This window comes from Flavobacterium collinsii (genome assembly GCF_946903285.1).
In the GTDB taxonomy this organism is placed as follows: Bacteria; Bacteroidota; Bacteroidia; order Flavobacteriales; family Flavobacteriaceae; genus Flavobacterium; species Flavobacterium collinsii.
Genome location: NZ_OX336425.1, coordinates 3911893 through 3928791 on the forward strand (window position 1 = coordinate 3911893; position 16899 = coordinate 3928791).

13 protein-coding genes are annotated in these 16899 nt (G+C 36.4%); 9 read left to right on the forward strand and 4 right to left on the reverse strand.

Going from position 1 to position 16899, the window contains the following annotated elements; translation table 11 throughout:
• Nucleotides 1-2: 2 nt before the first annotated feature.
• Entirely contained in the window at nucleotides 3-1058 is a 1056-nt protein-coding gene (locus OGZ34_RS16175) for a hypothetical protein (protein WP_263360908.1), read from the reverse strand.
• Between the two features lie 593 nt (nucleotides 1059-1651).
• On the opposite strand from OGZ34_RS16175, the gene OGZ34_RS16180 reads away from it, so the two are divergent.
• On the forward strand, nucleotides 1652-2578 hold the full coding sequence (locus OGZ34_RS16180; RefSeq protein ID WP_263360909.1) for a phytanoyl-CoA dioxygenase family protein: 927 nt from the start codon (nucleotides 1652-1654) through the stop codon (nucleotides 2576-2578).
• 14 nt (nucleotides 2579-2592) lie between these two features.
• On the opposite strand, the gene OGZ34_RS16185 is transcribed toward OGZ34_RS16180, so the two are convergent.
• Nucleotides 2593-5853, reverse strand: a complete 3261-nt coding sequence (locus OGZ34_RS16185) for a T9SS type B sorting domain-containing protein (protein WP_263360910.1) — start codon at nucleotides 5851-5853, stop codon at nucleotides 2593-2595.
• 763 nt (nucleotides 5854-6616) lie between these two features.
• On the opposite strand from OGZ34_RS16185, the gene OGZ34_RS16190 reads away from it, so the two are divergent.
• From OGZ34_RS16190 to OGZ34_RS16215, 6 genes are all read left to right on the forward strand, one after another.
• Nucleotides 6617-9004: a TonB-dependent receptor gene (locus OGZ34_RS16190; RefSeq protein WP_263360911.1), complete on the forward strand. Its 2388-nt coding sequence runs from the start codon at nucleotides 6617-6619 to the stop codon at nucleotides 9002-9004.
• 26 nt (nucleotides 9005-9030) lie between these two features.
• Nucleotides 9031-9750 (forward strand): HmuY family protein, encoded by a 720-nt coding sequence (locus tag OGZ34_RS16195; protein WP_263360912.1) that lies wholly within the window; start codon nucleotides 9031-9033, stop codon nucleotides 9748-9750.
• Between the two features lie 9 nt (nucleotides 9751-9759).
• Entirely contained in the window at nucleotides 9760-10569 is an 810-nt protein-coding gene (locus tag OGZ34_RS16200; protein ID WP_263360913.1) for an HmuY family protein, read from the forward strand.
• A 14-nt stretch (nucleotides 10570-10583) separates the two neighbouring features.
• On the forward strand, nucleotides 10584-11330 hold the full coding sequence (locus OGZ34_RS16205; protein ID WP_263360914.1) for a DUF5018 domain-containing protein: 747 nt from the start codon (nucleotides 10584-10586) through the stop codon (nucleotides 11328-11330).
• Between the two features lie 79 nt (nucleotides 11331-11409).
• Nucleotides 11410-12081 (forward strand): hypothetical protein, encoded by a 672-nt coding sequence (locus tag OGZ34_RS16210; RefSeq protein WP_173966236.1) that lies wholly within the window; start codon nucleotides 11410-11412, stop codon nucleotides 12079-12081.
• A gap of 245 nt (nucleotides 12082-12326) precedes the next feature.
• Nucleotides 12327-13358: a hypothetical protein gene (locus OGZ34_RS16215; protein ID WP_263360915.1), complete on the forward strand. Its 1032-nt coding sequence runs from the start codon at nucleotides 12327-12329 to the stop codon at nucleotides 13356-13358.
• A gap of 67 nt (nucleotides 13359-13425) precedes the next feature.
• Here OGZ34_RS16215 and OGZ34_RS16220 read toward each other — a convergent pair whose 3' ends face one another.
• Together OGZ34_RS16220 and OGZ34_RS16225 are read right to left on the reverse strand one after the other, a co-directional pair.
• Nucleotides 13426-13989, reverse strand: coding sequence for a YkgB family protein (locus tag OGZ34_RS16220; RefSeq protein ID WP_263360916.1), 564 nt, complete (start codon nucleotides 13987-13989; stop codon nucleotides 13426-13428).
• 86 nt (nucleotides 13990-14075) lie between these two features.
• Nucleotides 14076-14927, reverse strand: coding sequence for a helix-turn-helix domain-containing protein (locus OGZ34_RS16225; RefSeq protein WP_263360917.1), 852 nt, complete (start codon nucleotides 14925-14927; stop codon nucleotides 14076-14078).
• Nucleotides 14928-15174: 247 nt separating this feature from the next.
• Here OGZ34_RS16225 and OGZ34_RS16230 point away from each other — a divergent pair, with 247 nt between their 5' ends.
• Together OGZ34_RS16230 and OGZ34_RS16235 are read left to right on the forward strand one after the other, a co-directional pair.
• Nucleotides 15175-15537, forward strand: a complete 363-nt coding sequence (locus OGZ34_RS16230) for a hypothetical protein (protein WP_173966232.1) — start codon at nucleotides 15175-15177, stop codon at nucleotides 15535-15537.
• Nucleotides 15538-15761: 224 nt separating this feature from the next.
• Nucleotides 15762-16871: an efflux RND transporter periplasmic adaptor subunit gene (locus OGZ34_RS16235; protein ID WP_173966231.1), complete on the forward strand. Its 1110-nt coding sequence runs from the start codon at nucleotides 15762-15764 to the stop codon at nucleotides 16869-16871.
• Nucleotides 16872-16899: the final 28 nt, after the last annotated feature.

Sequence of the window (16899 nt, forward strand, 5' to 3'; positions counted from 1 at the left end):
ATTTATACTACTTTAGTTACTGTTTGAGCTGTAGAAGTTGCTTTTTTCAAAACATCAAACCAGAATGGAGCTCCTAAACTTGCCACGAAAGCCGAAATAATGATACCTAATAGTTTTAACAAAATGCAAGAGAGAGTAAAACGATCTTGTCCCGAAGTGTTTTTCGTATCTGTGCATACTGCTTTATTCCAACCAATAGGCAAATCAAGATTCGTTCTAAGACTATCAATTTGTTTCGTTAAATCTTTAATGTCTTTTTTGGTCAACTCAATAGAGGCCTGATCTACAGCGCTATTTTGTCCTGCCGTACTATATTTTGCGCTTAGTACCTCTAATTGTTCTCTGTTCTTTGAATAATAATCAATCATCCCGGCTCTCGCCGTCGGATTACTGTCATAATACTTAAATAGAACAATACTATCAATATTTATAATTCCGCTCACTAAAAGCCCAATGATAAACAGACGTTTTCTCGAAAGCTTCTTATACCATACACTTGTTCTGTCGCTAAACTGATCAAACCAAATAGTAACTTCTTTTACTAATTCCTCATAAAGAGTCTTTTCTACAACCCTATCCCCGGACTCAGTAGCTTTAATTTTTGCCTTATTCAAGGCATTTTTGAGCATCATAATCAAATCACTTTGTCCCAAATAAGTAATCGCAAATTCAAAATTATTCAGCAAGTCATTGTCATACCTTCTTATATTGTTTTCTTTATGATCTTGCAGAAGTATTTTGGCAGCCTGAGCATTAGCGACAGTATCGATTAATACTTCTGCCAGAGTTTTGGAAGTAATTTCTGTTGGAGGTGCTTTTTCTGATTTCGTCAGTAATCTAATATTACTATTGTTGTACATCAACAATCCCCAATTAATCTGATTCGAATAATCAAAAAGCTTCTCTACAATTTTGTTTCTGAAAAAACGACCTCTTTCACTTTTTATTTGTACGGTTGTTTCAAGAATCATACTGCACAACAACGCAAATAGCGCCCAGCTGATGACCAATGAAATAGCAACCTGTACAATCGTCGAGGAAAAAAAACTAACATCCATTATCTCTAAATTTAAAGTTTTGCTTACTCTTTAAAGGATTTTTAGCATACTCCTTACTCTTCTTCTGAAAATTCCAAATTCCAAATTCCAAAACCGTAAATCTTTACTCTTTACTCTTTACTCTTTACTCTTTACTCTTTACTCTTTACTCTTTACTCTTTACTCTTTACTCTTTACTCTTTACTCTTTACTCTTTACTCTATACTCTATACTCTATACTCTATACTCTATACTCTATACTCTATACTCTATACTCTATACTCTATACTCTATACTCTATACTCTATACTCTATACTCTATACTCTATACTCTATACTCTATACTCTATACTCTATACTCTATACTCTATACTCTAATACACTTATAATCGACATCTTAAAACACAAAATCACAACAAGTATAGGTAAAATTACAGAATTATTAACAGGTAAATACACTTGATTTTAACACTATATCATCCGTTGGCATTAAAAGAAAATCAGACAGGGAGTCTTCTTTAAAACAATAAAAACAGGTGTTTTTACTTTAAACTGGCAACTTTAAATGTCTTATTTTTGAAACGATTGATTCTTAAATTATAAAAACTCCCTAAATGAAAGAGTCCCTGACCATTCTTGAAAAGTTATGGAAACGAACTTTACACCCTGACAGCACTACCGTACAAAACAATGATGAGACGTGGAATGCAGAAATTAAAATCTTATTCCAATTAGGTATTGGTATGGAAGACACCTTGCAGTTTTTATACTTTGAAAAACCAGATTTTGATACGTTTAAAAACTGGATTAGTAACAGAATGCGAAATGCAAGTTATGAATCTGAAGACGTTACTGCTAATGTTCTTTCTCAAGAGGATCTTAAATTTTGGGATGAAAACGGTTACGTTATTCTAAAAAATGCAATTTCAGAGGAAGATTGCGAAAAAACTCAACTGGCTATCTGGGACTTTTTAAAAATGGATCCTAGTAAAAAAGAAAGCTGGTATGAAAGACATGAGGATCAAAAAGGATTGATGCTTAATTTCTCCGATCACGAAACTTTAAATCGCAATCGGTTTTCGGTAAAAATTAAAAAGGCTTACGAGCAGCTTTACAACACAGATAAAATATACAAAACGATTGATAAGGTAAGTTTTAATCCTCCAGAAACTAAAAATTTTACTTTTCTGGGGAGTCCGTTACATTGGGATACCAGCTTAAAACAGCCTATAAAATTCGAACTGCAGGGACTGCTCTACCTCACCGATTGTGGTGTCGAGGATGGTGCTTTTCATTGTGTTGCGGGTTTTCATAACAAAATAGACGATTGGCTGAATAACCTTGATCCGAATGTTACCCCAAGGGAAGAAGCTGTAAAAACTCTGAAACCAAAACCCATACTTGGGAATGCAGGTGATTTTATCATTTGGAATAGTGCACTGCCCCATTGTGCAACACCCAACAAAGGTCAAAGCCCAAGGATGGTGCAGTACCTTACTTATTTACCAAACGATCATAACATCGCAGGAGAATGGATATAAATGCTATAACACATTTATCTTTTTAGCGAAAAATGCCCTGAAAAAACTAATTTATCACTTAAGTTAGCAGTAAACCAATAGTCGTCTGCGAGTAGTTCATTTCCATTATATAATCCATCCCATCCATAATCATTTGAAGATAATTCTTTTAACACTTTGCCATATCGATCAAATATAACAATCTTTGAATTTGGGTACTTTTCGACCCCAATTATTCTCCAAAAATCATTAAACCCATCATTATTTGGAGTAAAAAACTTTGGATAATCTATTAAAGTAACCTCTTTTAAATCCTGACCACACCCCTCTTTATCTCTTAAATAAACAGTGTAGGTTTTTCCCGGAATATTTGCAAAATAGTTGCTTTCCTGATAATTCATGCCGTCAATTGAATATTCATAATTTCCCATAACTGCTGAAACAATTTCAATAAAATTATTATCGGACAACTCTTTATATTTTACTTCTTTGATTTTTGGAAGAACGGATCGTATTAATTCAAAGTCAAAACTATTTTCACAATAAATATCATTTTTAGTTTTACCAATAGTCAGTGTATACTTTCCTGCATTTTCTAAATTTGCCTCTGCAATATTTGAAACAATAACATTATCCTGAGACTTCCAGGTATAGTTATCCCAATTATTATCGACAGTTATCTTCAACGAAGGTTCCAGATTGCACAAAAAATAAGTTTTCTGGATATTTACTGTTGGCAAGCTATTTACAAATAAATCAAAACTTGTTTCAGAATAGCACAGCTTATTTATTTCATTTTCAACCCTTACCAATATCGTCTGAGACCAGGCTTGGGTGTTTTTAAATAAAACAGGTAGAGGACTGGCCAATTGATTTCCATTATTATCAAAGTAAGTTACTTTTAATCCCAATTGATTTCCAATAATCTCTGTCTGTAGGTCAGACATTTCGAAAAAAGCAAATCCACCACCTTCATCGCAACTATATTTATTAGAAGGCTTTTTTATTCTTGGTTGTGAAGCTGTTTTTAAAACTAACTTTGTTTCTGTATAACAACTCGTTAAGGTATTTGTAACTCTTACAGTTATCAATTCCTCATTTTTTGTTGTATTTGTATACGGATTAGGCAATGGGCTTGGTAATGGAATTCCACTGGCATTAAAATAAGAAACTTTCATTCCAATCTGATGCCCCAAAACATTAGTTTCTACCTTTGAAGTGTCAAAATACTCTGAAATTCCGTCATTATTGTCGTCACAACCAATTATCTCGTCCAAAAGATTTGCCTTAGGCAATGGATTTACAACAAGTTTAAAAGTTGTTTCATTATAACAGTTCGTATTACTATTAATAACTTTTACTTTTATTACCTCTTCATTGATTACTAAATTTTTTACCGCATTTAAAGGAGTTTGTATTCTTTGACCATCCTGATGATAAAATTCAACTTTAATATTGTGAGCAGTTCCTATAATCAAAGTTTCTACCTGTTGCAAATTAAACATTGCAAAACCATCATTGTCATCATCACATAGACTTAAGTTTGAAATGGTGGCCAACTCTGGCAATGGATTTACAATTAAATCGAAAGTAGTTTCAGAATAGCAGCAAAAATTACCTTTATGAGACACTCTTACCGTAATTGTTTCTCTATTTTTAATAGTATTTGTAAAAGGATTTGGCAGTGTGCTATATTTCGTTCCTTTCCCATCAATAAAAGTAACAATTTTATCTGTTTGCCCTCCTAAAACCTGCTGTGTAATGATTGAAGTATCAAATGATGCCGAAATACCAGTATTAAAATTACTCTCGCAACCATAGATATTGTTGATTCCATATGCCTTTGGTGGTTCTTTAGCATCAATTGTTTCTGTTAAAATTTCTACTGTACCATCTTTACCTCTAACAGTAGCTGTAATTGCATATTTTCCATCTACTGAAAAATCGTGAAAAGGTGATAAATCATTAGAAGTGTTGGCTGCTCCGGATGCAGGGTCACCAAAGTTCCATTCTACCGAGGCAATTTCTGATGGGTTATCAATACTAAATTCTTTTAAAAATTCAGTACAAATATTTGAAAAATTCATTTCAAACTTATTTGAAACATGCTTTACATTTCCTGTTACATTGATGTAAAAATTAGCGTTAGGTTTTCCAAAATCAGCGGTGGAAACATACTTATCTCCAAAATCAGGACCACCGGGCAACATAGTACAGCCACGCTGCCACGATACATCATTATCTTGCTGTGAACCTGCAATAAAAGCCGTCCCTTCGCCTCCGTCAATTCCTTTATGAACTTCTACCAAAATTCTTTTGACACCCGCCGGAATTACTATTGGAGTATCAAAATTTACTTCCACAATTTGAGATTCAGGGCCGATGTTATATTGAAGACCTTTACGCTGACTACTTCCTATCAAATCTGTTTTTGAAAATGAGGCAGGAAAATTATCATCTATTTTATAAATATTAAATCCTACATCCGCACCCCAACTTGTCTTATTGATGCCGACCTGACCAGACTTAATCACAAATTCTTCATTATTTGATATACCGAAATCTTTTAAAGTAAAAGCTCTGGCCCAATAAATGTTACTGGAACTACATGAATGTATATCTGTTTCTATCACATCATCGCAAACATTATGAGATAATCTCGTGATTAATCCTGAACTTTTTGTATCAAAGACATCCCCAGTAACATTTATATAAAAATTGGCATTTGGAACAGGGATGGTTAAATCTGTTGTAGGAGATAAAGCATGTTCTTTGTCACAGCCTAAATACCATGATTCTCCGGTATCATGCTCAGTTCCGGCTATAAAAACTTCACTCGATGACGTATTATAAACTTCTTTATACTTGTTAACTGTTACCAAAATTCTTTGAGTACCTGCCGGAACAACTATAGGTTCATCAAAATCAATTTGAACAATTTCTGGAGCACCATTAATCAAAGGTGATTGTTTTGAGCCACGAGTTCCAAGTACTGTCCTCGGGAATGAAGAATAAAAAAAAACAGGAAAAGTTGAATCAATAGTGTAAACAGAAAAGGATAACTTTGCACCAACATCAGATTTACTAAGTCCAACCTGCCCCGATTTAATTATGAACTGTTCATTTGGTGCTATGCCAAAATCTGATAATTTAAATACTCGTGACCAAGTTTCACTTTCATCGCAAGAATACATATCGGTTTTAATTAATGTTGTTCCGATATTATTAGTTAGGGTTATTTGGGCATTTATGTATTGAAAAGAAAGAAAAATGAAAGCTATAATTGTATTTTTCAACTTATTTTTTTGAATCATTATTAATTATTTATGTCTAACCACTAGTTTTTAAAGCATTAGTAATCATATACTAAAACTTTATTTGTACACCTACTCTCAGTTTTACAATCAGGCAGCTAAAATAAGAAAAGGAATTCTAATTATTCATTTATATTTTAACAATGTGATTACTTAAAAATCAAAGATATAAAGTACATCTACAATAAAATTCTAATCTAAATTTACCAAATGATCACACTATTTCGAGAGCGAGAATAATAAGTTCTAAAACATAATTTTCTGTCTAATAATGCTATTTAAAATTCAGGAATCCCATTTCAATTAGAGATGGGATTTTGTTGTTCTTTTAAGGATCAAATTGCACAGAATTTAGAACAATGCGAGCATCAAAATTATGATACACTAAATGAAAAACCATCGTTTTCTTTCTTTTTTGGAACCAATTTAAAGTAAATAAGTGTTAAATAACTCAAAAAACGGCCTGTATTTTCGGCACTTTTATTGCTTTTTTATTGTTAATTTTTTCTTAAATACAAAACAAGCTTATTGCATCTCATTAGAATTTAAAAACCTAATAACCAACTAAATAAAACACCTCAACTCAAGTTTAAATTCATATTCATAATCTTTTACTTACTTAATTTTTGCTCATTCTGTAAAAAAAGTACTATTACTACTGTATTAATTATTATTTTTACCAAGTCTAAATAAGAATAGTGTAAAATTAATCTTTGATCACTATAGACAATGGATAACAATAAGAATGAAAAACAAAAACATTTACGGTCCTGCCAGAAAAACAATTATCACTTGTTTTTTTGTATTGTATATAACATTAACTCAGGCTCAAAACGGCACTAGCATCAACGGTTTTGTATCTCATGCCGGAAATCCGCTGCCGCAAGCATTGGTCACATTAGAGTCTTCGGGTAAATCAGTGGTATCCGATCCTACTGGCTTTTTTTCATTTAAAGGACTATTAAATGGAACTTACACTATCAGAATCACAACCATGGGATATAAAGATTACATCCAGCAGCTAGTTTTAAATGGAAAAGCAATACGCCCCTTGCAGGTGAACATGGAGCGAGGTATTGATCTGAATGAAGTGAGTATAAAAAGCCGTTCAAAGAAAAACAATCCTGAAACTCTTATCAATGCTCAATATAGTGCTATGCCTGTTACAGTCATAGACCGTAAAACCATTGAACTGATGGGCAGCAGAAGACTTGACGAGGTTTTAAAAGAGCAAACTGGTATCGCTATTGTCAATAATATTAGTGGCGGTGCCCGATCTGTAGGAGTGCAAATGCAGGGCTTTGGCAGCGAGTATATTATGGTGCTTATTGATGGTCAGCCTATGGTTGGACGGAATAACGGCAACTTCGATCTCTCGAGAATCAGTGTATCCAATATAGAACGTATTGAAATCATAAAAGGAGCTTCTTCCAGTCTTTATGGTAGCGAAGCTCTGGGCGGAACGATTAATATTATTACACGCCATGGTGTAATTGATCCGCAACTGCAAGCTTCTCTAAGTTATGGTTCTCTGAATATTATTGATGCTACTTTGGAAGGCGAAACACCCTTTTTGCAGAATAAAGGAACCGTAAATCTGGCGGTAAATTATTACCGAACCGATGGTTATAACACCAACTCCAAATTCATCAAAGGCACCACATCCCCACCCTATGACAATTATAGTATACAGGGAAGATCCCGTTATCAAACCGGTGAAAGCAGTTATTTAAATTTAAGTGGTCGTTACGGTCTGCGCCGTTCTTTTATGCAGAAGGATTTTGGCCTTGGTCATATTTCGGGAGACAATCAGGACGAGCAGGATCTCAATCTTTCACTTTCGTTTGATCATCGTTTTACTAGTAATCTAAGAAGTATTACCCGCTATTACCTTACCCACTATACGGCCGACATGAGTGTAGCCTGGCAGCAAAGCAACAGTGCCGTAAGTCAGGATGTGTTTAAACAGACGTTACACCGTTTGGAACAGCAATTTTCGTACAGCAACAACAATTCCTACCAGCTTGTTGGTGGTCTTGGCGGAAGTCTGGAGCACATGAACGACAAATCGCTTAATGGTGTCAATTCTCTCCAAACTTTCTTCTCCTATGTTCAGGGCGAATGGACTCCGTTTCAAAAAATAAAAGCGGTTGGCGGGTTGCGTTACGACCATACCAATAATTTTGGAGGAAGACTCAATCCTAGTTTTGGATTACAATACTACCTTACACCCAAATTGACTTTTAAAACCGGTATTGGAACCGGGTTTAAAGCACCCGATTTTAAAACAAACTATCTGGTATTCTTTAATCCAAACGGAAATTATCTGGTTATTGGTAATGCAGTCCTGGCTCCTACGCTTCAGCAATTAAAAGAGGACGGTCAGATAAGTGAAATCAGACAGTATGTACTAAATCAGACCGCCGGCAATCTTCAGGCGGAAAAGAGTATTTCGTACAATGCAGGATTAGTCTTCGAACCTGCCAAAAGTTTTAAAATAGAAGGAAATGCTTTTTATCATAAAATCACCAATCAAATCAATAGCATACAGGTGGCTACCGGAACCAATAGCCAAATTATTTATACGTATCAAAACCTGCCGGAAGCCGTTAACAAAGGATTTGAATTTGCTTTAAAATTCAGTCCGATCAAAAATATGGAAGTAAGTGCGGGTTATCAATACCTCATTGCCAAGGATCTTAGCGTTAAAGACAGCATTAGTGCAGGAAAATGGCCGTACAGTCAAAACATACATGATCCGGCAACCGGCAACTCTTATAAACCAAGGCCATCCGATTATTGGGGCATCGAAAATCGCTCGCGCCACATGGCCAATACTTCTATTTTTTATCGGTACGAACCATGGAAATTCAATGCCAATATCAGAATCAATTTCAGAGGTAAATATCCGTTCGGAGATCGCAATGGAAATCAATTCATCGACAAATACGACATTTTTGTCAAGGACTATTGGCTGACCAATGCGAGTTTTGAAAAACAGCTTTTAAAAGATCACCTCAGTATCCGATTCACGGCCGATAACATTTTTGACTACACAGATCCGCTAATGCCGGGGCAGCCGGGACGAATTTTACTTCTTGGTGTAAGCTACCGCTTCTTTAAAAATCAATAAAACTAATCCACATTAAATATTTCACAATGATAACAAACCATATACTCAAAAAAGGACTTTTAGCATTACTACTCATTATAACACTACAGGCTGTTTCGTGCAGCAGTAACGAAGAAAATACGGTAACCACTCTTGCCGATGGCAAAAGCACTGTAGTTTCAGATCTTGCCGGAGATACCGGAGCTGCAATGGGAGGTGAAACAAAAGGTAAAGAAAAAAGAAACTTTCATACTTTTCTTTTTCGCTTTAGCGATCAAAAACAGATCTGGCTGCATACAAAAGCAGACTCGTTGCAGTTTATGAAAACAAACGACTGGGACATTGCCTTTACCGGACCTTACAACAGCGAGGTTTTTATAAACAACAGCAAATACCAGTACAATCCGGGTTACAACGGCCCTGCCAAAAATACAGCAGTGGTTTTAGTCAAAGAGGCGTACAAAAATGTAAACCAGGCGGCGGCTGATGCTGATTTTAACAATAGTGAAATCACTAAAATTGGATGGTCTTCTTCTGAAAGCTCTGCTGGCTGGTTTTATTACAGTCTAAGCAGTCATATTATGCAGGCCATTCCCGATCGCACTTACGTATTGCGACTGCCAAATGGAAAATATGCAAAACTACAGCTCGTAAATGCCTACAAAGGCAATCCCCCGGCAGTGACCGACCTTAACTGGCCTGCACCTTATTTTACTTTTAAATATTATGTACAACAGGACGGAAGCAAAAATTTAAATACCAATTAATTTAATAACATGACAAAATTCAAAACCCTAACCGAAAAACTGTCCAGACCCCTACTGACCGTTTTTCTTCTCTCTGCATTGCTTACAGCCTGCTCTTCAGATGATCCCAAAGTGACCGATCCGGAAAACGGAAATGGTGGTAATCCCGGAACTGAAGTGCCTGCAACAGGCTTATTCTATAAAGTAATACATGTAAAAAACTATCAGGGAAGCACCTCTGATGCCAATCCTACCGCTCCATCGGCAACACTTTATTATAGCCTTGAAGAGAATAAAGCCGTAGAGGGATCCTATAAAAAAACCCGTAAATGGGACTTAGCTTTCGGCGGACTTTATGCCAGCTTTTTATCCGGTAATAACGGCAGCAACTCGCAGAATAACGGATCGCTTGCAGGTGGTATAGGCGGAATCACGATTGTAGCCAAGCCTTTTAACGAGGTAGTTGATATCCCGGCCGACAATCAGTTCAAAACCGGGATTGATCTTATTGGTACCGATGATGCCGGCTCTTTCGGAAATGGAACTGGCTGGTACTTATACGACTTTGGTGGCGATGTAGTATCGGACGGAAAGAATCCACAAAAAGCACATGTTGCTTATGCGCTTGGAGAATCTCTTAAAATTACAAATGGTACTGTGATTCCGGCCAGAACAGTAATCCTTAAGACTGCCAACGGTAGTTATGCCAAAATCAAAATGATCTCTGTTTATAAAGACGTATACAATTCTAAGGACTGGTACAAAGACACTCCTCACATGTATTACACTTTTGACTATGTAATGGTACCTGCCGGGAGCACTAAATTTGAAATCAAATAACCTAATTAATTCACATGAATACCAAAATTACTCCATTAAAATCAAGCCTTCTTTCTTCTGCTTTTACGCTGCTTGCCCTTCTGACAGGCTGTAGCAACGAGGAAGAAAGATGGACAGATGTAAAAGAAAAACCCATTACAGAAATAGTTACGGCTCTGGATGCCAAAAGAATTATCTCTTTTCGCGTAACAAATCCGGGGACTACACAGGTGATCCATAGTGCCGTAAACAATTTAAAGAAAACAGTTACGGTTTACCTGCCTTCTTATTATGAATACCAATATCTTGAAGCAGCCATAACAGTACCTACCAATACTACTATTTCGCCTGCTGCTAAGGAACTTATACCTGTTTTCAGCAAAACTCCGGTAACGTATACCACCAAAGCGGCCGACGGAACCACCGCTGTTTATACGGTGAATGTGGTGATACAACAGCCTAAATTAGTGGTAAATGAGGTTTCAAATGCAACTGATCCTTTTTTAATCAGTACAGACAGTCCGCTTACTGTAAAAGGACAAAACTTCCTGCCGTCGTATGAGGTTACAAAAATATTTGTAGTAGATGCGCAGGGCAATAAAAAATGGCAGATGAAACAATACAATGAAGGTTTGGACATTGGAAGTTTTTATGCAATGTACGTTTTTGCAGACAATGCCAATATTGTTATCCCCCTTAAACCGGATACCGATTACTGGTTCATGATGGAAAGTTACAACCTATCGGCCACAATGAAATATCCGTTCCGAATAACAAACTAAATTTCAGAAACATAAAAATGCCTGTTTATACTGCCGAGGTAATAAAAGAAGCCACTTAATCTATCAAATATAAATCATTATGAAAAAAATAATTCTATCAATTTTAGCAGTGGCTGCTATTACATTTACATCTTGTAGTACTGACGAACAAAATGCAGAAACACAAGCAGTAGCAAAAGAACAATCGCAAGGAACCAATTTAACTAAGAAATCGGCTTTGGCCCTTTGCACGGTTACTTCAACTTCTGTTACAGTAAACAGAACTGCAGCCCCTTCGTCTACTTACACAAACTGGACTCCTGTTGCTGCCGCAATTGGTGGTGTTAATGTTCAATGGGAAGGCATCTACGGAGGTTCAATCCGTCCGGTAGGTAATACCGGTAAATGGTATGTTGGTACTGTGAACTTAAACCAGACTTGTGATGACTGGGATAGCTGGAATGCAAACATCGTAGTTAAAAACGCATCAGGTAATGTTGGTACTTCTCCCGCAGATCCTTACAATGTATTGGGATACAACGGAACTATATCCGGAGCCAACTATGGTTTGGGATATTACTCTTACAACATCCTGACACACGTTATGACTCCTGCGAAAGCTATTGTGATCTGGAGAACAAATTCAGGAACAAATTCACAATCAGTTACCAGCCCTGCATCAGCTTTAGAAGCTTATTTGGTTAAAGTAACAAGCATTACTCCGGGATCTTCTAACAGTACAGTAAACTATAACTGGACACAGGTAAAATAATTAATAACAGTGTAAAAAAGAACATGGGAGCACGAAATAGATAAAGGTAACTGCAGCAAAAGCTGACCGGCGATCAACTGCTAAATACCCCCTGCCCTATATCATTCCCCCATGACCACAAACGGCTTTATAAAATTACCGTAAGCATTGTAAAACAGGCATTTTAAAAAATAAAAGCCTACTTATCCAATAAGTGGCAAAACTAATAAATAAAATCAATTAAAAATTAAATAGACAATACAATCATGAATAAAAGAATCCATTATCCTGTCTTTTTATATAAGATTGCCTTTCTTTTTATAACACTGCTATGCCTTTCGTGCGAAACAGAATATATCGACAAAGTCAATACTATTCCTGCGGATGTTATAAAAGTGCCGGGATATACCCATATTGAATCCTTTACTATTAAAGATGCTGATAATAATTCGATCAGTGCAGCACTGACAGAAGAGAATATCGTAATTACCTGGAGCAACCACCTGCTGCTTCCTGAAACCGTTAAACCCGAAATTATTCTGGGTACAGAAGCTCTTATTTCTCCTGCATCAGGTACAGAAGTGTCTTTTAAGGACGGTACCGTTTATACCGTTACTTCAAAAGCAGGTACGACAAAAAAGTACACGCTGAAAATAGATTTCAGGCAAAAAGAGCCGAGAACATGGACTTCGACCGCCGAAGAACCTATAACCAAAGGTTTTATGGCCAAGATGACCAATCGTGGTACCAGTGATCCGGCCATCATCAATGATTTGTGGATGAGCCTTAAAGATACCCGAGTTTATTTTGTGTCTGCTGCCGACCAAAAAACAGAGTATACCGCAGAAATTGCTTATTTAGGCAGTGGTGAAACTACCGCTCCATTTCTGGAATATGGCGTGTATTATTTTCTTCCCGAAAATATGCCATTGGGAATGTATGATCTGCGCATCAAAAACGGAGCTTACACTCTTCAGAACGCCAGTGTAGAAAACAGGTTTAAAATTGAAGTGGTCGAGCCCGATTATTTTAAAACGGAAAGATTTGGTTTTCCAACTACCAAACGTTCCGGTGAAACGCTTGAAGTACGAGGCGGTTTACTAGATTTATTGACTTCCGTAGAAATTTACAACACCACTAATACGGCTGTCACTTATCCTTTAGAAATTGTAAAACTTACTTCTTACAAAGCCACCTTAAAAATTCCTGCCGGAGTTCCTGCCGGAGTGTATGACAGAATGAGATTTAAAAGAGCGTCTGGTACTTCCAATCTAAGTTATGCTGTAACAATTCAATAATTTCAATCTCTTTTACTAGACAAAAAATCAAGAGCCTTTAGCTGCACGCTAAAGGCTCTTTTTTGTTTCAATGTTTCTTTCTCAAATACAATGCTGCCGATTCGCTCATGGTAATTAGTGAAGCTCCCAGAATAACAATATCTTTTAAAACCAGACGTCCCCTGCCGGACAAATAAGGAAATCCGTATTGATCATCAGTTAAATGCGGCACCCAGCTTTCGGGTGTTGTTGCTAAAAACGAAAGTGTACCAATCGTTAGTATAAAAACCAATATACTACCAATCATACTGGCCAAAGGTGCCCATTGATGAATGGCAACCAGAATTCCGATTCCAATTAATAAAATTCCCAGACCGTTGGCAAACCCGTAGGTATTGTTCTCAAGGTGCCATTCGTGATTTTTGGCAATTAACTCTCCTTCTTTATTCCCATATTCTTTGTATTCAGAAGGGTGCTCATAAAAGAAAGACATAAACGGACTGTTGGCGACAAACGGCACGATTCCATCTGCTTCGTAGGTAAAAAATTTAAGTCCGCCAATCCATAGAAAAACAACTACAATTCCGGCACGTACTGCTTTTTTACCGAGTTGATCTAAATTGGCGATGGCATTTAAAAGGGTATTTTTCATTGCTGCTGTTTTTAAATTAATTGTTTAAAAGTAACAGCGCAAAACTACGTCCGTAAGCCTCCGCAAAGAATGGACGAAAAAGGATATTAACTAGACAAATCTGCCACGATCGAGATTCCGGTTGTTTTTCTAAAGGTCTGTGGAGAAACGTTAGTCATTTTTTTAAAGACCCTGCTAAAATAGTATTCGTCCTGAAATTTTAAAGCAAAAGCAATTTCTTTAATGCTCATTCTGGTAAGATGCAGATGTTTTTTGGCTTCCAAAATCAATCGCTCCTGAATCATTTGTGTCGGAGTTTTATTGAAACGTTTGTTACATTGTTTGGTTAAACTATTAGAAGTCATCGCTAATAAAGAAGCATAATCACTTGCTTTATGAAGGTCTAAAAAATGTTCTTCGAGCAGCAGTTTAAACTGATCCATTTTTTCATCTTTTTGAAGTTCCAGTTTTTCGATGCAACTCATTTTGATACTGCTCGATTTCGCCAGAAAAAGCTGAATATAGGCTCTCAATACAATCTCGGAAGGTGTTTGCTGCCTGAGCTCATCCCCAATCTGATTCATTAACTGTGCATACAGCTCATGTTGTTCGGCAGACAGTTGTATAGACGGTTCTATATAAATATTATTAAAGAGTACCCCATTACAGGCCACTTCATTTCTATGGTATTCAATGCAATAAAAATCACCATGAAATTGTAAAACACTATACACAATTGGTTTCATTTCTTTTATGTGAATAGATTGTTGAGGTGTGGAAAACAATAAAACGGGACCCGAAAAATGAAACGAAGCAAAATCGGCATGATAGATCCCTTCCCCTTCACTAACAAACAAAACCGTGTATTCGCTAAACTGAACGGGCTTATTTAAGGCAAACTGTTCTGAGTTGGCTATTCCTAATAAAAAAGTACCCTGTTCTGAATATACTTTGTTCATGTTATCTTTTTAATGCATCTCTGCTTTTCTACAAAATTAAGAATGAATTGTTCTTTTGCTACACCCAATCCTCACAAAACAATACTAAAAAAGAGGATCTGTTTTAACGGAATGTTATCCTATCCTGAATTTTTAATATTTTCTAAAAATTTTAAGAATTCATTATTTTGCAATTGACTATATTTGGTCCCTTATCAAATATAAGCCTGTCTTTTCAGACTACAAGCTACAATTCTTTACGGCATACATGAAATCATTTAAGTTCATAGGTATATTTTTGCTATTCTTGCTTCCTCTTGTGGGTGGAGCAGAAATGGTCAAAACCCCTGTACAACTTACTATTTGCCAGGAACAGGAAAACTTTTTAGCTTCTGAAGTACCTCAATATTCTTCTTCCGCTCTTGTTACGCCTAAAGATCTTGACATCCATTTTATAGTCAAAAAGAAGATCAAACATCGTGCGACAACTTCTGATAGCAGTACTTTAAAAACACCGTACTTTACTAAACTAGTACATTTTAAGATTTTTGAAAATGGCTTAATCTATGGTATTGCGACTATATATCAGATTCAGCGACATACTCATCTGCATCTTTACCAACTTTTCTAGATCAACAATTTCATCATTTTTATATTCAGAAATCTTCTGTAATGCACTCTTTTGTTTCGCACAAAGGAGATGTTGTACTATAAAAATATTCCATCAGACTGATACTGCTTTCTAAAAGCGGTGATCGTTGCTTTTTTCATATTTAACATTTAAGTAATTCACAGCTCCCTATCACTCAGTATAAGGGAGAGCCTCCATTTATATACCCTTTTTAAAAATTCATTATGAACACTACAAAAAATCAATTCTTGTTAATTGTTTTATCTGTTTTATTCCTGACCTCTTGTGGGGATAAAACCAAAAAAGATGTTTCAAAAATTAAAACGCTGCCTGTTTACAAGGTTACGCTGCAGGACACCATTGTTTCCAACCGGTTTGTCGCTGACGTGCACGCCAAAAATAATGTAGAAATACATGTTCGCATCCCCGGATTACTGGACAAAGTTTTTGTGAGTGAAGGACAAAAGGTGCAAAAAGGTCAATTGTTGTTTAAAATCAGTGATGTCGAACTGCAAATACAATTGCTGAAAGCCCAGGCCGTGTACAAAAGTACCTTGGCAGATCTCCGAATTGCAACAGTTGAACTGGAGCAGGCACAAACACTTTTCAATAAAAAAGTCATCGCCGATAAGGAACTGGAACTTTCTAAAGCCAAACACGAAGCCGCTTCCGCTAAAGTTGCGCATGCTGTAGCGGAACGAAAAGCAATCAACCAGCAAATTAGTTTCACTACCATCAGAGCTCCTTTTGACGGAACAATCGACCGTATTCCATTCAAAGAAGGAAGCCTTGTAGAAAATGGTTCTCTGCTGACAACGGTTTCGCAATTGGATGACGTTTACGCTTATTTCTCCATTCCGGAAAACATTTATTTTCAAATGATGGCCGACAAAAGTTTAAACAAAGCCGGCGGTGATATTAAACTGGTTTTACCCAACGGTGCCGTTTACAACCAAAAAGGCGAATTAAGAACTGCCGACGGTGAAATCGACCGCCAAACGGGTTCTATTCAATACAAAGCTAAATTTCACAATCCGCAAGGTTTCATCAAACACGGAACATCCGGAAAACTGATCATTTCGGAACCTAAAAAAAATGTGATATTAATTCCACAAAAAGCCGTTTTCTCTATACAGGACAAACAGTTTGTATTTCTTGTAAATAAAGAAGGAATTGTAAAAATGACCAACATTACGATTAGCAGTACGCTCGACGATGTTTTTATCCTGAACAAAGGACTGAAAAGCAATGACCTGATTGTAGAAGAAGGCACGCAGTCGTTGCGGGACGGTGACAAGATCAACATCAAAGACGTACAAAACGTAAGCTTATAGTTTCTAATTAGTATCAAAAAAAACATAA